Here is a 22,824-nt window from a genome sequence, read left to right on the forward strand (position 1 = left end):
TCCTAATAAAATTGTTCTAGTCTCTTTAATTCTTCATAATGCTCCATATTCCTAAATTTAAATACTCTTGCTGGATGACCACCTGCGATTGCTCCTGGAGGTATTTTCCCTACAACTGTACTCCCTGCTTGAATAACTGCTCCTTCTCCGATATGAGATCCGCCGAGGATAATAACATTATTCCCAATCCACACATTATCATCAATAATTACGTCTTTATGTATGTACTTGTTGTCGTATGGTATCTTAGTTCCTGTATCATAGTCATGAAATGACGTTATAATTTGGCAATTCATACCAGAATGGAAATTTCTTCCTATCGAAATTCTACCTTCTCCAAACATTGACATGCCATTAAAAGAAACATTCTCAGAAAGATAGGTATTCGAAGTAACAAATGTTTTTCCACCCGTGTACACTCTTCCTTTAGCAACTGCAGCTTTTCTTCTAACCCGATAACTATAGAAAATTTGATTAAATCTTCTAATTAAACTATTTAGCATTCTCCCACCTGCTCTAACCTTTCATATAATATTTGAAAAATCAATATAATAAAGTAATACGGGTAATAGGTTACACTTTCAATAAACATTACTATAAACAAACAAAAGTACGAAAATAAAAACAGTGAAGCTACTCTAAAATTTCTAATCTTCCTTGTTAAAAATATCATATAAAAAATCATAATAAAGAAAGAGACGATACCAATTACTCCACTATCTATTGCTAATTGCATAAACTGATTATGAGCATAGTTGATCCCCTTAGCACCAGAATCTTGCCACGGAAGATTGAAATGAAGGCTAAAAACTCCATAACCATATATTTTTGAATCTAAAAATTTTTGATAAGCAATACGCCAAATTTGATAGCGGCCATTAAAAGTAAAATCAAAATATTGTAAATATCTTATCAAATAACCTTGAATATCAATGAAAAGAAGCAGAATAGTTATAATAAATGTCAAGAAAGAAATCAGAATCCCTCTCTTCCAAAATACTCTCTTTATGTTAAATGATAATGCGTAAATAATCATGAAGATTGCTATAACCTTTGATAAAAAAACATCAGCATATAGACAATTGAGCACAGTCAAAATTTGTAATAGTAAGGCTATCTTGCGATTTCTATTTCCTATCATTAAGTAATAGGAAGAAATGAAAAAAGCTATAATTCCAAATTGTGATATCACTTGGACATGCCCCAAAAAGGTTATATGATAAATATTGGTAAAATTCATCATAAGATCCAAAGTATTTATAAAGAATAAAAGAGTTAAACAGTATAAAAATATATCACTAATTTTTATAATCAATACTCTATCTTGAATCTCATTAAAAAATAAATATATACAGATCGGATAAAAGACTGATTGTAAACCCGAATCTATTGTGCCTGTTAAAAACAATGTAATAACTATAGAAACAATATAATACTGCAATATAAAAAAAGTATATGCCGCTAGGTGTAGTCTCTGATATAATATTTTTATAAAAATATATATCATACTGACTGCGATGGTGAAATATAAACAAAATTTATAAATCAGAGTAAAAAAATCTGCAGATGGAGAATAAGTTAATGTAATGCCTCTAGGATATAAAATTGTAAAGATATAAAGTGCACAAAATTGTAAAAAAAATACTTTAGAAAGTGATATTTTCATTATCTTTTCCTTTCTAGAATTTTCTTTAATTGTAGAATCTTATCCCTACCAATATATCTAATAATCTTATTTTTTATTCTAACTCTCACAGGAGTCCAAGAGGCACTGTAATGATGAATTGAATATGTTTTCTCCGATAATAAATTTTTAGCATTGGCTCCAACATATATAGGATCAAAATACTCAGCAGGATAGATAGTAAAATACTCCGTTTGAACAATGTTAGAAGAAGGCTGATAGCCAAAATCAGTAAAGACAAACGAATTAAGTATGGGACATGCCAACTCATTCTTTTTACACGGATCAAAATCCGTATTATCATACAGTCTTAATAATTCTTTTAATATCTTCGTCCTCTTTTCCGAACCAAAACCTAGACCAGTAGCTACTAATCCATTTACCTGGTGAGCACCAAAAAAAGCTACATGGTCAAGCAATTCATCAAGATTTCTAATCAATTCAACATCTGTATCCAAATAGATACCACCATTTTCATATATGATTCTTAACCGTGCATAGTCGCTAACAAATGCCCAAGCTTTGTTTTCATATGCAGCCTGAACAAAATTGTTTTGATCACTAATAATGAAATTGCTTTCATCCCATCTAATAATCTCATAGTCCGGACAAAATTTTCTCCAGCTATCAATACATTTTTTAACATCAGTAGGTAATGGACCTCCACCAAACCAGCAATAATGTATTTTTTTTGGAATCATTAGTTTTTCCTTTCCCTGACTATTTAGTAATTATCTATAATGATATGAACTCTCTTACAATAAAACAAATTCTCACTAGTACGTATTTATCACTAAATTTATTAAATCAATTCGACAATTCTTATTGAACATATAATATAATACTTACTAAGTTAGATTTTATCATTTTTCTCTCTTTTTTGATTCACTAAAATATTCAAACAGCATTGTCGCTGATACCTATATCTTAGTATATTAACACACTTATTTGCATTCTATCCCAAATTACTTCTCTAATGCTATATTCCTCGCTGGAACTCCTACTAAAATTGAACCAGGTGGAAAGCTTTTTGTTACAACAGCATTAGCTCCTACCTTTGAACCCTCACCAATCGTTATCCCTCCTATAATTTTAGCGCCTGCTCCAATATCAACACCTGCTTCGATAATAGGAGATTTTCCCACGTCCCTTTCCATCCCTTTATTACCAATGGTAACCTGCTGTCTTATCACAACATTATTCCCTAAAGTTACATCGCCATTAACTATTATCCCATATGGATGAAACAATATTATATCATCACTAATATTTTGTGATGCTGGTAATTCTGTATTGAAAATACCAATTACAAATATAGCATTTAAAATTTGATACATTTTATAATTTAACTTATGATAAAAAGTTGACCGTCCTACATGTCTTTTACCATATTTAAAAATTGTAATTATTAGTTGAGCTTTCCTATCATTTTTCATTTTCTTGTCCTATCTTTTATAGCCATTATCAATTTATTGTATAAAGTATCTAATTTAACTGATTCTAGTTCAATATCATAACCAGCTTCTCTCGCAAGTCTTTGATTCTCAATTGATTGTCTCAATCTATCTTCTGGACAGAAATCTCTTATCGCTTTTCCCCAATAAAGAGGGGTCCCAATTGGTAAAGAAGTCACTTGTTTAGTGTAGATACACTCCTTTGTTATAGTATCAGATAAGATACATTGTATTCCATTTATTTGCCATTCTACTGACACCAGAGGGAGACCTTCGTACAAGCTTGGGAGAAGCATTATATCCATAGCAGACACAAATGATTTCATATCATTAAGATGACCTAAAAGGAAGACCCTATCTTCTAAAGATTTTTCAGAAACCATATTCTTAATTTTTGATAAAGTTGACCCTTCACCTACTAAAAATAATTTAACATCTAGTCCTTGTATTACTAAATTTTCCATTAATAACACAAGAAATTCATGATTTTTTTGAACATTAAAGCGACCAACATGACCTAAAGCAAGAGTTGTATCTTTAAGAGATAATTTTTTTCTAAATTGTTGTCGTTTGGACTCACTAAATTGATAACGCTTTATATTTCTTGCATTATGAACAATAGTATATTCTCTATTGGTAAAAAGCCATTTCCCAGCTCCTTCACCACATGCCCACGCCTGCGTATACAACTTATGAAATACTGGCCGTAATACTTTATCTAATTTCCTATGGTCACAAGTAGTATTATGACTATGGGCAATCCTTACTGGGACCCCTGCAATTTTTGCAACAGATAGCTCGATTGACATTAAAGAACTACTACCATGAACATGAATTATATCATATTTATTAGCTCTTATTAATTTGTATAATTGACACATATAGTGAATAATCGCAGTTTTTTTCCGCTCTAGAACTACTACCTGGATACCTAAATTCTCAAATTTTGCTTTATCTTCTAACAGTGGAATATTAGTAGCTAAAACTGTCACTTCCCATTTATCTAGATCCATGCATTCTAAATAAGAATAGATAAACGTCCCTATTCCATCTGAAAATAAGCCACCTGTTGGAATATGCAAAATCTTCATTCATCTTCTCCATTATTTCTTATTAAATACGAATAGTAATCATTAAAATATAAAACTCACTATTTAATAACGATATAGTTTAAAAAGCTCTGACTGTATGACAATTATTAGTAACACAAAAAACTGGCAGTCACACATATCTTATATAAACATATTTTCAATTATATCTGACAGTTCATTAGTAAACTTACTATTATGAGAACTAACTTGCTGAACTTTTGAATATTTAATATTCTCATTAAGTTTATCAATTTCATCGATTACAACTAGATCGTATCCTTCGCCTAGTAACTTTAAGCAAAATTCCATTTGGTGATCATTCACATGCTCGCCAAATTTTTCCTGTCTTGGTACTACAATTGGTCTCTTCCCCTTGGAAATCACTCCCATAAATGTTGCAGGTCCGCCATGTGTAATGACAATATCTGCTTCATCCATATATCGATTCATCTCATCATAAGAAATCAAAGCTTTCCATTGGCAGTGCACTGGTTCATAGTCTGAAAAACCAGTCTGAATAAAAACATCATCCTGAATAAATCCCTCACCTTTTAATCTATCAACTTCTTTAATAAGTCGATTAAACTGTTGCTCATGAGTACCTACTGTCACAAAAATCATTAGAAAATCCCTCCGAGATTGATTGCTTTCGGATATACTTTTTTCATTTCCTCCCACTGAACTATGAACTTATCTGTTACTGGATATACCAATTTCCCTGTTAAAGTTGGCGCATCAATACGGTCAAAAACTTCAATATAGACTGTTTTAGCACCAAATAGTTTCCCTAGATAGAAGAAAGGAACTGCCACAGCAGCCCCTGATGAGATGATAACATCAGGGCGTTCCTTTCTCAAAATATTGAAAGCAAGAATCGTATTTTTAATAAGATTTTTCAAATTACGATTAGTAGGATAATGACAAGGATAAAATGTCTCATTTCCCAAGATACTTCTTGCATCCTCTTTATCAAAAGTAACCCAAAATCTTTCCTTATCTTTCCAGAAAGGCTTTAATAGATATAAATGAGTCAGATGACCTCCACTAGATCCAACTAAACATATTTTCATTTCCTACTTCGCCCCATCTCTCATAAATACAACCTTAACGGTCTTCAATAAAATTTCAATATCTTTCCAGATTGTCCAGCCATCAATATACTCTACGTCAAGTTTGACCACATCATCGAAATTCGTTATTTCACTTCGTCCACTAACCTGCCAGAGACCTGTGATTCCTGGTCGGAAGCTAAGACGACGTTTCTGCTCAGGTGTATATTGTTCATACTCATCCACTGTTGGAGGTCTTGTTCCTACCAAACTCATATCTCCCTTGAGAACATTATAGAACTGAGGAAGTTCGTCTAGGCTCGTTTTACGAATAAAACGTCCTACCTTCGTGATACGAGGATCATTATCTACCTTAAACATACCGCCTTCCATAGTGTTCTGTTCGAGGAGTGCTTGTTTCTTCTCTTCAGCATCTACACACATTGATCGAAACTTGTAGAAAGTGAAGTGACGCCCATTTTTACCGATACGAGTCTGAGCAAAAATTGCAGATCCTCCATCTTTTCGAATTAAGGGAATCAAAATGATGCTAATAATCCCACAAATTAGTAGGCCAAAAATAGAACCAATAATATCAATAATACGTTTTGCAATCACATGGCTTGTCTTATAAAATTTAGTTGAGAAAATAACAACACTTAGCCCTGCCATTTCACGAATTTGCTTGTCAAGAGCAAGACTGCTATCAAAAGCATTCAGATTGACCATCACATCAATTCCCATTGTCTCAAATTGTGATACAAATTCTCTGATATTGTATTGCTCCGTCGGGAGATTTATGAATACCTCGTCAACTACTTCATGAGTTGCAAAAGAAACTATTTCATCCTCTGGAATTACTGTGACATTTTCGTGTTTGAAATCCGGTTTGTCTAAAACACTAACAGCTACTAGTTTACCAAATACATCATTTGACTCGTTCAACTTATCAATCACTTTATCAATTCGAGAAGCCGCTGTAATTAGAAGAATTTTTCGGCTCCCCTTAAAATTGAGATAAAGCTGTTTTAAATATTTCTTAATCAGGAAATTTAGGAAGTAAATCAGCAAAGTATGTAAAGTCAGGAAATAAATCATGCCCCTTCTTGATATGCTAAAGCGTTCTTCCAAGAAAAAGTTTGAAATACTGATCGCTAGTGCAAAGAAAATAGTATATTTTAACGTCTGGACAAGTTCAATTAGATAACCTCTTTTAAAAAAATCTCGTCCATAATCACTAATATAAAACACGAAGTAATGAAGGAGATAAAGTATAATTACTGTTATTGAAGCAATCTCCGTTTCTCTTACAAAACTAAGTAAGTAAGCCAATAAAATGACAAGAATACTCTGAACCACCGCCAGAGACAATTTGAATCCTTTTCCTTTCATCGTAATCTCCCTAACTTATTTCATATTTCTTATTTTTTGCCGTAGTTACCGTAGGCCCCATAAGAACCATATTTTTCAACAGAGGTATTCAATTTATTGAGCACAATTCCTAAGAATGGTTTGCTTGTTTGTTCGAGCTGCCCTTTTGCCTTTTGAACATCACGTCGATTTGTTTCACCTACTGCAGTTACCAAAATAGAAGCGTCACATTTTTGAGTGATGATAGCTGCATCGATGACAACTCCAATTGGTGCTGTATCCACGATGATGTAATCAAAGTACTTACGCAAGGTATCAAGCATGGTTGCAAAATTTTCACTTTGCAGCAAAGCTGTTGGGTTTGGTGATACAGAACCCGCTTGAATAACAAACAAGTTTTCAACATTGGTATCACATAGCCCTTGTGATAGATCTGTCGTTCCAGATAAGAACTCTGTTAGTCCTGTAATCTTCTCGCGTGATTTAAAAACCCCTGACATGACAGAATTACGAATATCAGCATCGATTAAAAGCGTCTTATAGCCTGCACGCGCAAAGGCCCAAGCAATATTTGTAGAAGTGGTTGACTTTCCTTCACCCGGTTTCACAGACGTGATCGAAATAACTTTCAAGTTATTCCCACTCAACTGTATATTGGTGCGGAGTGCATTGTAATACTCTTCAGCTTTTCTTGCCTGATCCAATTTTTTATGTGCGATTTCTAACGTTGGCATTTTTCTCTCCTATTTTAATTTATCCAAATTTGGAACAACTCCTAATAATGCAATTTGCATAACATCCTCAACGTCTTCTGGTCGTTTAACGCGTGTGTCTAGGAGTTCAATAAGGAGAACTGTGACAATCATCACAACCGCTCCAGCGAGAAATCCAATCATGGTATTACGACGGATGTTTGGTGAAGATGGTGAGGTTGCTGGGCGAGCCTCTTCGAGTGTCGTCACATCTGAAACCCGTGTAACACTAATAATCTTTTGAGCTGCAACCTCTCTCAATGAGTTGGCGATACGACTTGCTTCTTCAGGCGCACTATCTGTAACAGAGATAGATACGATACGTGTATCAGCCGGTACGGTCACCTTGATTTTACTAGCTAAACCTTTTGAAGGAAGATCCAGTTTCAAATCCGTTGCGACCTTCTCCAAAACGTCTTGCGAAAGAATAATTTCGCGATAGTCTTTAACCAAGTAAGATCCTGCTTGCAAGTCTTGGTTTGTCAGTCCCGACTTATCTCCCTGATTACGATTAACTACATAGATACGTGTCGTACTGGTATATTCAGGTTTTACGATAAAGCTACTGTAGGCAAAGGCTACTACCCCAGTTACGATTGCTACCAGTGCAATTAGAAATTTCCGTTTCCAAAGAATTTTAAGCAATTGAAATACATCAATTTCCATCATGTTTTGTTCTTTCATTGTTTCTCCTAAATCAATTGATCCATTATTATTTTTCGTGGGTTCTCTTTAAAGAGTTCCTTGGCCTTATCTTCGCCATACTTTTTAGCAATGATATCATAGGCTTCTTCCATATGAGGTGGTCTACGATCCAAATTATGCATATCGCTAGCAATGACATGAACTAGATCACGTTCCAAGAAATACTGAGCTCTCTTTTTCATGAATTTGTAGGTTTCTCCAAAGAGTTTTGGTTTCAAGACATGAGAACTATTGACCTGGGTATAGCACCCCATATCAATCAGTTCCCGAACTCGCTTTTCATTATTTTCTAGAGCATCATAACGCTCAATATGGGCAATAACTGGTGTAATCCCTAACATGAGAATATTGCTCAGTCCTTTATGTATATCTCGATAGGGTGTATTCATACTAAACTCAATCAAAGCATAGTGACTATCATTGAGGGTTGGAATCAATTTCTTTTCCAATTTTTCGACAACATCTGGCGTATAGTATATTTCTGCACCATAAGCGATGACAAGATCATCTGCCACCTCCTTGGCCATTTCGCGAACTTTCAAAAAGTTAGTTGCTATTTTCTCTTCTGGTGTCTCAAACATCCCTTTCCGACGATGAGACGTTGAAACAATGGTCCTGACCCCTTGACTATAGGCTTCTCTTAAAAGGTTTTTACTCTCCTCTATCGACTTTGGACCATCATCCACATCAAAAACAATGTGTGAATGGATGTCTATCATGCTACTTCCCCTCCATCACATCTTTGATAGCTGCCTTGGCTGCAGCCAAGCTACTTTCATCAATTTCCATCATATAGAGGTTGCTATCTGGCATAGCGTAGGATGGAAGATCCGTTCTACCAGTTCCTTTTAAGTCTTGGGAATTGACCTTATACTGACCACCACTATCCAACTGTGTATTAACCAAGTCCATCATGGTTTCCAAAGGCATATTGGTTTGAAGAGAATCTTGCAATCCTTGAATAATGTTGTCATATTTTTTTAAAGCCTCTGTCGAGGTTAGCTTCTGAATGATGGCAACAATGACTTTTTGCTGGTTCCGACCGCGGTCGCGGTCTCCATCCGCTAGAGAGTAGCGTTCGCGGACAAAACCAAGGGCTTTTTCAGAGTCTAGATGGACATTCCCGACAGGAAAATGGTACTGCCCATGCAAAGAAGTGAAATCTTGGTCATTATAAACATCCACACCACCTAGAAGATCAATCAATTTCAAGAAAGAGGTGAAATTCAAACGAACATAGTAGTTAATATCAACTCCATATAGGTTTTCCAAGGTATGAATTGATGAGTCCACTCCATAAATCCCCGCGTGAGTCAATTTATCCTTTTGATTATTTCCTCCGTCCGCAATCGGAACATAAGAATCTCGAGGTGTTGTGGTGAGAAGAATTTTCTTAGTATCTCGATTTACAGTCATCAAGATGTTGACGTCTGAACGCGAAACTGAACTGATAGGACCGTAGGTATCAATACCACTGATATAAATATTAAAGGATTGATTCTTAGATACCTTTGGTGCCGCAACATCCTTGGTTAGTTTTTTCGTATAGATTTTCTTAATCTTCGAAGCATAATCTGGATACTCCGCTTCAATGATGTTTTCAAAGACACTGTTCAAGACAATCGCTTTCGCATCACCTGAAATCAAGCTCTTATAGGCTGCTAAGTAAGATGCACTTTGTTCAACCGCCAAGTCTTTGCTCTGAGTCGTCTTAATATCCGCTATCAATTTTTGGATATTGTCATTATCCGTTTCAGTCGGACCTGTTACACTTTCCAACTGGGTAACGTTGTTGATTTCACTATCTTTTAAAACCACAACACTCATCGAATATTCTGAGTAGTTTGATGTCGCATTGATGTGATTAGTCAAGCCCACAAATTGGTGCAAAGCAAATAGCGAAACCGAACTAGTCAACACCGCAAGTACCAACAAGAAAATCGTGAACTTTTCGGCTTTCTTATATACTATCAAAAGTAGAGCTACGATAGCAGATAGTAAAACTAGAACAGTAGCTAAGATATTGAGATGCCTAAAGGCTAGGATATTATGTCTAAAAATTAAGAACAACAAAGAGCCACTCAATAATAAATAAATGGCTAATAAAGCTATATTAATACTTCGTTTCACATTTCCTGAACGATTTCTCTTTGAACGTCTACTCATGGTAATCCCCTATACACGTTAATAATTATAATTATTATATCACAATCATGAAAGAAATTCCATCCATTCCTGCTATTATCAGCGTTTTCATTCATTTTTTCTTATCTATATTTTGAATTTATGACTTCCATTAACGGAATCCTTGATAAAACAAAAACAAGGCCCCTTATTATGGGGCCCCATTTCTGTTTTTATTTGATATGATTTTCAAACTCTTTTTGGCTCTTTTCAATAGCCTTTTTACTTTCTGCTTCCCACTTAGCCTTGGCTTCGTCAAATTGTTTCTTGGTAACAGGGTCTTTTTGCAGTCTCATGTACTTATAATTATTTCCGTCACCCTTGATACCCACTAGGGAGTAGGCACGTGTAAACGGAGTTACTTTGGTTACAGAGGCTGTACCACCATTTGACATAGCAGACATGACTAGAGAATTGTCAATCATCCAAGCTTGGGCTTCAGCGTATTTTTCATAACGCTTAGCGACATCTTTGTTCTCGGCATCTGCTTCTTTCAGGAGTTGTGTATAGGTATCGAGCCCCAAACTCTTGATGAGCTCTTGGTCTTCCTTGGCATCAAGGCCAAAAATCTTGAGATAGAAGCCGGTTTCAGCATTGAAGGGATCTAGATAAGTTGATGGATCCTGGTAATCACCAACCCAACCATCAAAGTTTAGATCGTAGTCACGAGCTGCTGGATTTGGCGCTAGGAAGGCAACATTTCCAAAGTCATCTGTAGAAAGCTGTTGAACATCAATGACGATATTGTCAGAACCTAGTACTGTTTCAAGGGTTTGTTTAACCGAGTTCATACCAGAAACCGCATTTTTATTTGTCTGATCAACAGGGACATCCAAATGGATTGGGAAAGTCACGTCTTGAGCTTCCAATTCCTTTTTAGCTTCCGCAAATTTTGCTTGGGCCTTTTCCTTGTTAAAGTAAGCATCTTGAGCGTCTGCCAAATTGATACCTGACCACTCAGTTCCGTAGTTCACAAGCTTAGAAGCTGTTACTTCTCCAAAGGTCTTATCTCCCACCTGAACAAATGTTGGGGGAACCAGAGTATTACGAAGGGTTTTGCTCGCTGCTTCTTCACCGTTAGATTGAGCAGAGTAGGCTGTTCGATCAATACCAAAGTTGATAGCCTGACGGAAATTTTTATTTAAGATAGCTGTTTGAGCTGATTTCTTTTGTTCGTCCGTTGTTTTAGCGGTATGATTATAGGTTTTGCGGTTGACGTTAAAGTTAAAGTACCAAGATGTCTTGTCTTGTAAGCTATAGACAATATTGTCTTGGTATTTTTCTTTTGTCTTGGCATAGTTCGAACTATTTGGATAGACTCCTGCAATCGAGTAAGCACCACTTTCAAAGTTTCGAATCGTCATCTCCTGATCTGACCCATCAAAGTAGGCTAACTTAACTTTTTCAATAGTTACTTTATCATGGTCATAATAGTGTGGATTCTTCACATACTCGATTGAAGATTTTGATGTGAAATCTTTTAACAGATACGGGCCATTATAAAGGATACTGTCTGGTGTCAAGGTACCAAAGTCTTTATCCTTTGATTTCAAAAACTCTTCGTTGACTGGGAAAAGAATACTATTGGTTGTCTTTGAATTCCAATACGGTTCTGGTCGAGTCAAAGTGTACTCGACTGTGTAGTCATCCAAGGCTTTGACCCCAACAGTTGAAAAGTCATTAGTCACACCCGTCACATAGTCATTCAATCCCTTGATTGAATTTTGGATCAGATCCATAGCTTGCCCCTTGTTGTCCGCAGCATACTTGATCCCAGTGACAAAATCCTGAGCTTTGACTGAAGCATATTCCTCACCATCAGCCGTATACCACTTGGCATCTTTTCTAAGCTTGTAGGTATAGGTCAAACCATCTGATGAAACAGACCAGTCTTCCGCTAGAGCTGGCACGAGGTTCCCATAGCTATCATTTTCTAGCAGACCATCTACGAGATTGGTAATAACGGCAGTGTTATCTGCATAATAATCTAGAAGATAGTTGAAAGTTGTTGGATTCGCACTAAATGTTGATGAATAAGTGCTAGTATTTGTGTTGAACTGTCCACATGCCGAAAGCAAAATCCCTGTCGCTAAGACAAGACCTGTCCCGATTAGTCTTTTTTTCATTTTCATCATCTACTCCTCAATTACTCCTCAATGTTACGTTTTATAACATAACCGTATTTTATCAAATTTATTCAAAAATGTAAAGTTACTGCTTTTATTACAACTGGTGTCTCAAAACAAAAAGGAAGTACAGTTTTTCTGCAACTTCCTTTTCTGTTTATAAATTACTTGACGTGTTTTTCAAGTTCTTTTTGGTATTTGGCATTTGTTTCGATTTTTTCTTGTTGCCATTTCTTGAAGGCTTCTTCGTATTCTTTTGCAGTCACGACGTCATTTTGCAATTCCAAACCTTTGAACACAAATGGGTCTCCCTTGATTCCGACTTGAGAGTATGCTTTTGTGAATGGTACAGTTCGGCTAACAGTTGGAGAACCACCTGAAGAAGCAACTGGAATCAAGAGCGAGCTATCAGACACCCAAGCTTGAGCTTTAGCGTATTTTTCGTAACGCTTATTGAGGTCGCTGGTTTCAGCTGCAGCATCATCCAAGAGTTTCTTGTATTCGTCCAGTCCAACTTGAGCCATCACTTCTGGATCTTTTCCGCGAGTGATTCCCAAGTGTTTAAGAGCAGAACCCTTCTTAGCATCAAGAATATTTAGGTAGGTAGCTGGGTCTTGATAGTCGGGTCCCCAACCAGTTCCATTCAAGTCGTAGTCTTTTTGTGCTGGAACCTTAGCTTGAGACGTAATGCTCATTTTTTCATTATCTGTCATTTGAAGGACATCGACAATGACATTCTCTGTACCAAGTGTTGACTCGATAGACTGCTTGAGTGAGTTGGTTTGTTGAACGGCAATGACATCCGTTTGTTCAACTGGAACATCCAAACGAATTGGGAAGGTGACACCCTTGGCCTGCAATTCTGCTTTAGCTTTCGCAAAAGCTGCCTTGGCTTTTTCAGGACTGTAAATCGTATCCTTGCCATCTGTAAGGGCTACATCTTTCCACTGGTCTCCATATGAAACAAGCTCTGCCTGCGCCAACTCTCCAAAAGTTTTTTCTCCTACTTGAACGTAGTCATGAGGTACTAGGCTATTACGGATAATCTTGTCCGCACCTTCTTCACCATTCAACTGAGCAGTGTAAGAGTGACGGTCAAGGGCAAAGTTCAGTGCCTGACGGAAGTTCTTGTTGAGAAGAGCTTCTTTTGTTGATGTTTTTTGAGCCTCGTCTGTTTTAGCTGTTTTATTGTAAGACTGGCGGTTTACGTTAACAGTGAGGTAGTAGCTTGTCGCTTCTTGTGGACTGTAGACAATCTTATCGCCGTACTCTTTTTTAGTTGATTCAAAGTTTGAGCTTGTTGGGAACAGACGAGCTGTTGTATAGGCACCTTGTGTAAAGCTACGAATCAAGGATTCTTGGTCGGAACCATCATAGAAGGTTAGTTTGATGTTGTCAATCTTAACATTGTCCTTGTCCCAGTAGTTTGGATTCTTTTCATATTCGATGACTGATTTTGAAGTCAAGGATTTCAAAAGGTAAGGACCGTTATAAAGGATGCTTGATGGTGTTGGCGCACCGTAGTCGCTCCCTTTAGAATTCAAGAATTCTTCATTAACTGGAAGCATGGTAGCAGTTGTGACTTTAGAGTTCCAGAAGCTTTCTGGTTTGTTAAGCGTGTATTCAACCGTGTAATCATCAACAGCCTTGACTCCTACAGTAGAAAAGTCATTGCTTTCTCCACTGATGTAGGCAGCCAAACCTTTGATAGAGTCTTGAAGGAGGGATAAGCCGTCTGATTTACCGTCAGCTGCGTGTTTCAGACCTGTAACAAAGTCTTGAGCCTTGACTTCAGCGTATTCTTCTCCCTCAGAAGTATACCATTTCACACCCTTACGAAGTTTGTAGGTATAGGTCAATCCATCTTTAGAAACGGACCAGTCTTCTGCAAGCGACGGAATCAAGTTCCCGTATTTATCATTTTCCAAGAGGCCATCGACAACGTTGGCTATAACGTCAGAAGTTGAGCTCTTGCTCGTCACGCTGTAGTCCAAAGATGATGGATCTATTGCATAGACATAAGAAAATGTCTTGGGAGCATCAGCCTTTTTTTCGCTTTGCCCACAAGCGGTTAACAGAAGGGCCGCACTCAAAACAGCACCTGCTCCTAAGAGCCACTTTTTCGATCTCATAAGTAATCTCCTTAAAGATAGTATTTTCACCATTATACCCTATTTTTTTATAAAAGCAAGGACTTTCGGATGATTTTTTAGAAAATTCTAACAAATATTTTTTAAAGATTTTTCTATACAATTTTTAGTAAAAAACCTCAAGCTTTTGAAGCTTGAGGTTCTCTCATTTTAGTCAGTCATTTCCAAACAGAAAGCATCCCATGGAGCCAAGACCTGTTTCTCAAGCGCTTCTTTAGCAGTAGTGTTTTCAATCAAGATTGACTTAACTCTTCCTCCTACCGAAAAATCTTGTTTTTCATTGGACAAGTTAGCCACAACTAAGAAACGTCGGTCGCCATCTTTACGAATATAGGCAAAGACCTTATCAGCCGTATCAAGCAATTCAAAATCAGCTCGAATCAGCCAGCTGTTCTCCTTACGGATTTGAACGAGTTTTTGATAAGTATAGAAAATAGATTCTGGATTTGCCAATGCTTCCTGAACGTTGATTTCTTCATAGTTTGGATTAACTGCCAACCAAGGTTGACCTGTTGAGAAACCAGCATTTTTACTCTCATCCCATTGCATCGGGGTACGGGCATTATCACGTCCGATGACACGGATACTGTCCATAATTTCCTCTAGCGGAACACTTTTTTTAAGAGCCTCACGCGCATAGTTGAGGGATTCAATATCTTCTACTTGATCCAGTGTTTCAAATGGATAGTTGGTCATCCCAATCTCCTCACCCTGGTAGATATAGGGAGTTCCTCTCATGAGATGAAGCAAAATCGCAAAGGCTTTAGCAGATTTTTCACGGTATTCGTGGTCATTTCCCCAGATAGAGACGATACGAGGGAGGTCATGGTTATTCCAGAAGAGGGAATTCCAGCCGTCTTCAACTCCTAACTCTGTCTGCCATTTGTTAAAAATCTCTTTTAACTTCCCTACATTTAACTCTTTTTGGTAGTGCCACTTAGGTTGCCCTTCCTGATACTGAAGACAGATGTGTTCAAACTGGAAGACCATAGACAACTCTTGTCCTTTTGGATCCGAGTAGAGCTTAGCAATCTCTGGCGTTGCTCCCCAGGTCTCTCCTACTGTCAATAGATCTTTATCTCCAAAGGTCGCCTGATTCATTTCCTTGAGATAGGGATGGAGCATGGGACCATTATTGACTACCTTCTCATCAGGAATTTTCCCAATCATGTCAATGACATCCATACGGAAACCACCAATACCTTTATCAATCCAGAAGTTCATCATCTCATAAATTTTCTGGCGAAGTTTTTCATTCTCCCAGTTGAGATCAGGCTGTTTCTTGCTGAAAAAGTGAAGATAGTATTGACCTGATTTTTCATCGTATTCCCAAGCAGACCCACTAAAGATAGACTCCAAATCATTAGGCTCATCTCGCCAGATATAGTAGTCACGCTCAGGGCTATCAGGATTTTCACAAGCCTCGACAAACCATGCGTGTTCATCTGAGGTATGATTGACCACCAAGTCCATGATAATTCGGATATCACGCTTCTTAGCTTCTGTGATGAGTTGGTCCATATCCTCCATAGTCCCGAAAATAGCTGCAATTGTTTGATAATCAGCAATATCATAGCCATTATCATCCATAGGACTGTCATAAACGGGAGAAAGCCAAATCGCTGTGATTCCTAACTTAGCTAGATAGTCCAACTTACTAGTAATTCCTGGCAAATCACCAATTCCATCTCCATTGCTATCCATAAAACTCTTTGGATAGACTTGATAGACTACGGCATTGTGCCACCATTTTTCTTGCATCTTCTTACCTCATTATTTTAATAATCTATAGTCTATGATAGCGCTTTTTTTAACTTAGTGCAAGCGTTTGCCTAATCTTTTTGATTTCTTTTTTGACTCCGTAGTTTCCTATCTTCCAATTTTTTATTATAATAGAGGTCAGAGGTAAAAAAATGAAAAAACAAGCTTTTAGTTCTGAACAATATTTGAATCTACAACGCGACCATATCTTGGAGCGCATTAACCAATTTGACGGCAAGCTTTACCTAGAGTTTGGTGGCAAAATGTTAGAAGATTTCCACGCTGCTCGTGTCCTTCCTGGTTATGAGCCTGACAACAAAATCAAGCTCTTGCAAGAATTGAAAGAGCAGGTTGAGGTTGTGATTGCTATTAACGCTAGCAATATCGAGCATTCTAAAGCACGTGGCGACCTAGGCATTTCTTATGACCAAGAAGTTCTTCGCTTGATTGACAAATTCAATGAGCTGGGAATTTTTGTTGGTTCGGTTGTCATCACACAATACGCTGGCCAACCTGCTGCAGATGCCTTCCGCAACCAGTTAGATAAAAACGGGATTGATTCCTATCTTCATTATCCAATCAAAGGATACCCGACGGATATGGACCACATCATTTCTCCAGAAGGTATGGGGAAAAACGACTACATCAAAACCAGTCGCAACTTGATTGTCGTAACGGCTCCTGGACCTGGTTCTGGAAAATTGGCTACTTGTATGTCCAATATGTACCATGACCAACTCAATGGCATCAAGTCTGGTTACGCTAAGTTTGAAACCTTCCCAGTTTGGAACCTGCCCCTTCATCACCCTGTCAACTTGGCCTATGAGGCTGCCACAGCAGACCTTGATGATGTCAACATGATAGATCCTTTCCATCTCCAAACCTATGGAGAAACCACTGTCAACTACAACCGTGATATCGAAATTTTCCCAGTGCTCAAACGTATGTTGGAACGCATTCTCGGTGAATCTCCATACGCTTCACCAACAGACATGGGTGTCAACATGGTTGGCTTCGCTATTACAGATAATGGGGCTGCTATCGAAGCTTCTAAACAAGAAATCATCCGTCGCTACTATCAAACTGTTCTTGATTTTAAAGCTGAAAAAGTCGGAGAAACTGCTGTCAAGAAGATTGAACTTCTCATGAACGACCTCGGCATCACACCTGCAGACCGTAAGGTTGCTGTCGCTGCACGCCAAAAAGCAGAAGAAACTGGTGGCCCTGCCCTAGCCCTTGAATTGCCAAATGGGGAAATCGTAACTGGTAAAAACTCTGAACTCTTTGGCCCTACAGCAGCTGCCTTGATCAACGCCATCAAGAAATCTGCTGATATTGCTAAAGAAGTAAAACTAATCGAACCCGAAGTTGTTAAGCCAATCCAAGGTCTTAAAATCAACCATCTAGGTAGCCGTAATCCGCGCCTGCATTCAAATGAAATTTTGATTGCTCTCGCTATCACCGCTATGGAAAATCCTGACGCTGCGCGTGCCATGGAGGAACTTGGTAATCTCAAAGGAAGCGAAGCCCACTCAACCATCATTTTGACCGATGAAGACAAGAATGTCCTTCGCAAGCTAGGCATCAACGTGACCTTTGACCCATTCTACCAATACGATCGCTTGTATCGCAAATAAATAAACAAGGCTGGACAAAAACTCCATTTGAGAGAAAAATCCAGTAAATCTTTACATAATAAAAAAATCAAACGCATAATATCAAGTCTTTTGGACACTTGGTATTATGCGTTTTTATGATTTTCCATTCTCATTTATTTCAATGAAATTGTCAACTCGACACAGGCTCCTCCTTGGTCTGGATTGAGCAGGGTCAGACGACCACCGTGCAAGAGAGCTACCTGTTTAGAAAAGGCTAAGCCGATTCCATGATGGGGATTAGCTGAATTGCGGCTTTGGTCACTCTGATAAAAGAGCTGTTCCGCTCCCGGCAGCATCTCCTCTGAAAATGCAGGGCCATTGTTCCAGATAGCAAAAACCAACTGGTCCTGCTGAACTGATACCATCAGCTTCACTTCCTTTTGGTCCTGATTAGCATGTTCAAGCGCATTCAGTAAAATATTGAGCAAAGCTCGCTTGAGATAATCCAAATGAATCGACAAAATCAGACTAAGGTCACAATCTTCTTGGAGATAAAAACGATAGCTTTCCTGTTTGCTGAACAGTGCCCAGTCTTCCTGGAGATAAGCCCAAAAGTCCCCTAAGGAAAGCTGACTGAACTGATTAGAATCAATCTGAAAAGTTTTAGCGTAATCAATCAAAGATCCACAATACTCTTCCATCTTGTGACTGGCCTGCAAAATCTCAGCAGCATAGTCTACCTGTGGCTGGCTCAACTGCGTCAATTCCAAGAGCTCAGCATTCCCCTTAATCACAGTTAGGGGTGTCTTCAAATCGTGCGATGTCGCTGATAGCTGTAAAATCAACTCCTGATTATGCTGCTGCTCTTTTTCTAGAAGACGAACATTTTCTTGGTGGCTGCTCCGTAAATCGCTATAGACTTCGAGCATTTCCTCGATCCGAAAAAGCTGGCTTTGGTTTTCTTCTAAAAGCTTCTTGCTCGTTAGCATTTTTATTTCCCTGTCGATTTTTCGGAGCAATTTCAAAATATGATAAAAAGTAATCAGCAGCAAGCTCCCTGCCCAAAAGAACAAGGTGAAAAGAACGTGATCACTTCCTTGCGTAAATTCATAGCCTATAAGCACAAAAATCAAAACATGGAAAAAGACGATTTTTAAACTGGTTGTCCAGACTAGGCTTTTGAAATTTCGGGTTCTAATTGCCATCTATAGCCTACTCCTCTCACTGTTGCGATTGCTTGCAGCCCTTCTTGTTTGCATTTTTGACGAATCTGATATACGTATTCTGAAATGGAGCGAAGCTGTGTTTCTGAGCTTTCTGGATAAAGCAAGGTATGCAAGCGTTCAGCTGAAAAGGTCTGCTTGGGATTGCTAGCTAGTAAATGTAGCAACTTAAACTCTCGCTCTGAAAATTTCAAGACTTTACCAAAACAGGCAACTTCATAGCGATCCGGATAAAATTGACAAGAAGAAATTTCAGAATATCGCTCCTCACGTCTTTCCTCCCGCCGAAGATGAGCTCTGACACGCGCCAGAAATTCTTTGGTCCCAAAAGGCTTGACAATATAATCATCTGCTCCACGAAAGAGTCCCACCACCTTATCCGCCTCCAATTCCTTAGCCGTCAGAAAGATGATTGGACACGAAAGATGAGGACGAATGTAGGAACACAACTCAAAACCATTAACAGGCTCCATCATCACATCCAACAGAATCAAGTCATATCCGACAAAATGCGTCAGCTCTAGCTCTTCTATCCGATCAAGCGTCGTCACATCATAAGCATCGAGCTCTAGGACGTTTTTCACCAGCTTCAAAATGCTCCGGTCGTCATCAACCACCAAAATACGATACTGTCTCATGAGTTCCATTATAGCATACCTCTAGCGAACATCTCGTTTCAAGGTTAAAAATATAGCAGAGCTCCAAACTAAAGCTAACCATAACAGCTGTATTCCCAGCCCTGATAGATCTATTAACTGCTGAAGCCCTTCATACTCAAAAAGATTTAGGGTAGCCAGATCGGGCAGGTACTTTGCCTCCTTGATGAACGTTGCCAATAAACGGCTGAGACCAATCAAGAGAGGAAAGAGCACCGACACTGGCACAACCCAAGATTGAAATAGCAAAGCGAGGCCGGCAGCTAAAAAAGCCAGAAAAAGATTGCTAAAAAGACCAAAAGAGCTGTAATAAAGGAATTTCCCCAGCAAGGACCAGCTAAAGTCTAGGTCAAAACGAGCCAGCATAACAAAAAAACAGCTGCCTATCATGATACTGTAGAGAACCAAGAGCAGCAAGGCCAGAAAAAGGAATTTCCCAGCCAACCAAGCCTTTCTATTTGATACGGTTAGAAAATTCGTTCGCATCCCTGACTTGACAAACTCCTGAGCAAAATAGAGCGAAGTAAAGATGACGATGACAGGCTGCGCCAGATAGAGGGCATGCAAAGTCTCGCTCAGCGCTTTCGTCTGGCCAACTGCTGTCTGACTATAGTCAAGATTCATCAGAAAAAATGGAACGACTACCAGAACCACCAAGGCTGCACCAAGAGCGAGATAGTAAGAACGGAACTTAATCCATTCACTTCTAAGCAGAGCTTTTATCATCAGTATCGCCCTCCTAAATCCGTCTTCAAAAAGCGCAGAGAAGCCATGCCGCCGATGACTAGCAACCATGCACCAAGTATCAACAGCCCTTGCAAGGGATTGTTAGCATATTGGGAAGTTGGCGTTGCAGCAAACAACTCTCCTGCTGGCTGTGGCAAATAAGTCCCCCAACTCGTGTGAGCTGCCAGGTAGTTTCCCAGATTATAGATCTGTGGTACGAGAAAAAGCAGAGGAACTAGCATGGTCCGAGCCAATAAACCTAACAAAAACGAAAGGATTCCCAATAAGGTCAGAGATAAGGTTTTCCACAAAATCAAACTCCAAGCTGCCTGATTGAGCAGAATCGGATCAAGTCCTTCCTTTCCTAAAGCGAGATGCATGACCATATAACTAAAGTAGATTGATAAAAAGCTAGTGGCAAGAGAAAAGCAAGTAAAGGTCATGAGTTTCCCCACAAGCAACTTCAGGCGGTTATTACAGGTCAAGAGACTGGTTCTCAAGCTATGAGACTGAAATTCCATAGCTCCCAAAATTCCAGCTAAAATGACCAAAACCATGACCGCCATAGAAGCCCCGTTGAGACCTAGATATTCCAGCGGATCAATGGCGTTTATCAGATTAGGAACCGTCTCAGGCGTAGCATCCAAGCCGATAGACAGATACTGTCGGCCCTCCAACCAGGATACGACAGGCACCAATAGCAGCATGAAGGCCACACTCACTTTGAAAGCCTTGATTGAGCGGATTTTCAACCATTCTGAATGCAATAAAGACATCGCTTCTTTCATCTTAAACCTCCTCTGTCAAATCAAAGAAGAGATCTTCTAGACTGTCTGAATCTTGCAGCACCTCTTTCAATCGCCCTTGCTCAATAATTCGCCCATGATGAATCAAGACCACATCATCTGTCACCATTTGCACCTCTGACAGGATGTGGGATGATAGAAGTACCGTTTTCCCTAAATCAGCCTGCTGACGGATGAACTTTCTAAACCACTTAATCCCACTTGGGTCCAGTCCATTGGTCGGTTCATCTAATATAAGAAACTGAGGATCACCTAGCAAAGCTGCGGCCAGACCCAGCCGCTGGCCTTCCCCCAGAGACAGGCTTGACAAGAGAGCCTTCCTCTTATGAGCGATTCCAGTCATCTCCAAAACCTCATCGATCCGAGACTTGGGAATAGCATTACTCGCCGCAATAATTCTCAAGTGGTCATAGACCTTTCGATTGGGCAGACCGCCAATGCCATCAAAGGCTGCACCTACCGTTCTGAGCGGATAAGTCATTGACTGATAAGTTCGCCCATCAAAAGTCGCAGTTCCTGCTGTCGCCCGATCTAACCCCAAGAGAATCCTCAAGGTCGAACTTTTCCCTGCACCATTTGGACCCAGAAAAGCTGTAATCCGACCACTTCTAGCTGTAAAAGAAATATCTTTTAAAATCTGCTTACTGCCATGCTTTTTGCAGACTTCTTCTATTTTCACCATATGTTCCATACTGAACTCCTTTATCTTTATTTTCTCCAGTATATCCAATCTAGTTCAGAATTAGTTCAGAGATTAAACAAAAATTCTAAAAGTTAACTCCACCTTTCAAAAGTCGCTCTAGCTTCATTAGAAAGAACTCAGTTTTTCTTTATAATTCTGCGAGTTTTGTATGGAGACTTTGTTATAATGCTAGTCTCAAAAAGTCATTTATCAAACTTCATCAAGAGCAGTCTTTATGATATAATGAAAGAAGAAAACTGAAAGGATTTACCATGTCAAAAGAAGTTATTGTTGAAAGTTTTGAACTTGACCACACCATTGTTAAAGCACCCTATGTTCGCTTAATTGGGGAAGAAACAGGACCAAAGGGAGATGTCATCTCCAACTTTGATATTCGCTTGGTGCAGCCAAATGAGGATTCTATCCCTACTGCTGGCCTTCACACTATCGAACACCTCTTGGCCAAACTCATCCGTACCCGCATTGACGGTATGATTGACTGTTCACCGTTTGGTTGCCGTACAGGCTTCCACATGATTATGTGGGAACGTCATACCAGCGCCGAGATTGCAGCTGTTATCAAGGATTCGCTCAAGGAAATCGCTGAGACCACTACTTGGGAAGATGTGCCTGGAACAACCATCGAATCTTGTGGAAACTACAAGGACCACAGCCTCTTTTCTGCTAAAGAATGGGCTAAACTCATCCTGGAACAAGGTATTTCAGATGATGCCTTTGAACGCCATGTCATCTAAACGCAAAAGAACCAGTTACAATAACTGGTTCTTTTTTATTATCAAAATCTC

22 protein-coding genes are annotated in these 22,824 nt (G+C 38.7%); 2 read left to right on the forward strand and 20 right to left on the reverse strand.

Going from position 1 to position 22,824, the window contains the following annotated elements:
- Positions 1-2: 2 nt before the first annotated feature.
- The 15 genes from GOM47_RS08050 to GOM47_RS08120 all read right to left on the reverse strand — a co-directional run bounded on the left by GOM47_RS08050 (position 3) and on the right by GOM47_RS08120 (position 16,327).
- Entirely contained in the window at positions 3-503 is a 501-nt protein-coding gene (locus GOM47_RS08050; protein WP_235080469.1) for an acyltransferase, read from the reverse strand.
- Positions 497-1,666, reverse strand: a complete 1,170-nt coding sequence (locus GOM47_RS08055) for an O-antigen ligase family protein (RefSeq protein WP_235080470.1) — start codon at positions 1,664-1,666, stop codon at positions 497-499. Before GOM47_RS08055 ends, GOM47_RS08050 begins: the two co-directional genes overlap by 7 nt.
- On the reverse strand, positions 1,666-2,385 hold the full coding sequence (locus tag GOM47_RS08060; protein WP_235080471.1) for a glycosyltransferase family 32 protein: 720 nt from the start codon (positions 2,383-2,385) through the stop codon (positions 1,666-1,668). Before GOM47_RS08060 ends, GOM47_RS08055 begins: the two co-directional genes overlap by 1 nt.
- Before the next feature lie 264 nt (positions 2,386-2,649).
- Positions 2,650-3,120, reverse strand: coding sequence for a DapH/DapD/GlmU-related protein (locus GOM47_RS08065; RefSeq protein WP_235080472.1), 471 nt, complete (start codon positions 3,118-3,120; stop codon positions 2,650-2,652).
- Positions 3,117-4,229, reverse strand: coding sequence for a glycosyltransferase family 1 protein (locus GOM47_RS08070; protein ID WP_235080473.1), 1,113 nt, complete (start codon positions 4,227-4,229; stop codon positions 3,117-3,119). Before GOM47_RS08070 ends, GOM47_RS08065 begins: the two co-directional genes overlap by 4 nt.
- Before the next feature lie 141 nt (positions 4,230-4,370).
- The gene (locus GOM47_RS08075) at positions 4,371-4,850 is read right to left on the reverse strand and encodes a glycosyltransferase (protein ID WP_235080474.1); all 480 of its coding nucleotides are present in this window, start codon (positions 4,848-4,850) and stop codon (positions 4,371-4,373) included.
- Positions 4,850-5,299, reverse strand: a complete 450-nt coding sequence (gene pssD, locus GOM47_RS08080; protein ID WP_235080475.1) for a PssD/Cps14F family polysaccharide biosynthesis glycosyltransferase — start codon at positions 5,297-5,299, stop codon at positions 4,850-4,852. The genes GOM47_RS08075 and pssD overlap by 1 nt, the downstream gene beginning before the upstream one ends.
- 3 nt (positions 5,300-5,302) lie before the next feature.
- Complete coding sequence (locus tag GOM47_RS08085; protein ID WP_235080476.1) at positions 5,303-6,670, reverse strand: sugar transferase; 1,368 nt, start codon at positions 6,668-6,670, stop codon at positions 5,303-5,305.
- A 29-nt stretch (positions 6,671-6,699) separates the two neighbouring features.
- Positions 6,700-7,383, reverse strand: a complete 684-nt coding sequence (locus GOM47_RS08090) for a tyrosine-protein kinase (protein WP_235080477.1) — start codon at positions 7,381-7,383, stop codon at positions 6,700-6,702.
- Between the two features lie 9 nt (positions 7,384-7,392).
- On the reverse strand, positions 7,393-8,085 hold the full coding sequence (gene cpsC, locus GOM47_RS08095; protein ID WP_235080478.1) for a capsular polysaccharide biosynthesis protein CpsC: 693 nt from the start codon (positions 8,083-8,085) through the stop codon (positions 7,393-7,395).
- Between the two features lie 8 nt (positions 8,086-8,093).
- A complete protein-coding gene (gene cps4B / locus GOM47_RS08100) occupies positions 8,094-8,825 on the reverse strand; it encodes a capsular polysaccharide biosynthesis protein Cps4B (RefSeq protein WP_235080479.1) in 732 nt (243 codons plus the stop codon).
- A 1-nt stretch (position 8,826) separates the two neighbouring features.
- Positions 8,827-10,272, reverse strand: a complete 1,446-nt coding sequence (locus GOM47_RS08105) for an LCP family protein (protein WP_235080480.1) — start codon at positions 10,270-10,272, stop codon at positions 8,827-8,829.
- Between the two features lie 191 nt (positions 10,273-10,463).
- Entirely contained in the window at positions 10,464-12,425 is a 1,962-nt protein-coding gene (locus GOM47_RS08110) for a peptide ABC transporter substrate-binding protein (protein WP_235080481.1), read from the reverse strand.
- Positions 12,426-12,580: 155 nt separating this feature from the next.
- A complete protein-coding gene (locus GOM47_RS08115; RefSeq protein ID WP_235080482.1) occupies positions 12,581-14,548 on the reverse strand; it encodes a peptide ABC transporter substrate-binding protein in 1,968 nt (655 codons plus the stop codon).
- A gap of 168 nt (positions 14,549-14,716) precedes the next feature.
- The gene (locus tag GOM47_RS08120) at positions 14,717-16,327 is read right to left on the reverse strand and encodes a glycoside hydrolase family 13 protein (protein WP_235080483.1); all 1,611 of its coding nucleotides are present in this window, start codon (positions 16,325-16,327) and stop codon (positions 14,717-14,719) included.
- A gap of 152 nt (positions 16,328-16,479) precedes the next feature.
- Between GOM47_RS08120 and GOM47_RS08125 the strand changes: the two genes are divergently transcribed.
- On the forward strand, positions 16,480-17,964 hold the full coding sequence (locus GOM47_RS08125; protein ID WP_235080484.1) for a DUF1846 domain-containing protein: 1,485 nt from the start codon (positions 16,480-16,482) through the stop codon (positions 17,962-17,964).
- A gap of 134 nt (positions 17,965-18,098) precedes the next feature.
- On the opposite strand, the gene GOM47_RS08130 is transcribed toward GOM47_RS08125, so the two are convergent.
- Genes GOM47_RS08130 through GOM47_RS08150 form a run of 5 tightly spaced genes read right to left on the reverse strand, consistent with a single transcriptional unit; the run spans position 18,099 to position 22,027 of the window.
- Positions 18,099-19,130, reverse strand: a complete 1,032-nt coding sequence (locus GOM47_RS08130) for a sensor histidine kinase (RefSeq protein WP_235080485.1) — start codon at positions 19,128-19,130, stop codon at positions 18,099-18,101.
- Positions 19,097-19,795, reverse strand: a complete 699-nt coding sequence (locus GOM47_RS08135) for a response regulator transcription factor (protein WP_235080486.1) — start codon at positions 19,793-19,795, stop codon at positions 19,097-19,099. The genes GOM47_RS08130 and GOM47_RS08135 overlap by 34 nt, the downstream gene beginning before the upstream one ends.
- A gap of 12 nt (positions 19,796-19,807) precedes the next feature.
- Positions 19,808-20,530, reverse strand: coding sequence for a lantibiotic ABC transporter permease (locus GOM47_RS08140; protein ID WP_235080487.1), 723 nt, complete (start codon positions 20,528-20,530; stop codon positions 19,808-19,810).
- Positions 20,530-21,318: a lantibiotic ABC transporter permease gene (locus GOM47_RS08145; protein ID WP_235080488.1), complete on the reverse strand. Its 789-nt coding sequence runs from the start codon at positions 21,316-21,318 to the stop codon at positions 20,530-20,532. The genes GOM47_RS08140 and GOM47_RS08145 overlap by 1 nt, the downstream gene beginning before the upstream one ends.
- A gap of 1 nt (position 21,319) precedes the next feature.
- Positions 21,320-22,027 carry an ABC transporter ATP-binding protein gene (locus tag GOM47_RS08150; protein ID WP_235080489.1) on the reverse strand — a complete coding sequence of 236 codons (708 nt, stop codon included), beginning with the start codon at positions 22,025-22,027 and terminating at the stop codon, positions 21,320-21,322.
- A 263-nt stretch (positions 22,028-22,290) separates the two neighbouring features.
- On the opposite strand from GOM47_RS08150, the gene GOM47_RS08155 reads away from it, so the two are divergent.
- Positions 22,291-22,773: an S-ribosylhomocysteine lyase gene (locus GOM47_RS08155; RefSeq protein ID WP_235080490.1), complete on the forward strand. Its 483-nt coding sequence runs from the start codon at positions 22,291-22,293 to the stop codon at positions 22,771-22,773.
- Positions 22,774-22,824: the final 51 nt, after the last annotated feature.

It is taken from the genome of Streptococcus oralis (assembly GCF_021497945.1).
GTDB classification, from domain to species: Bacteria; Bacillota; Bacilli; order Lactobacillales; family Streptococcaceae; genus Streptococcus; species Streptococcus oralis_BR.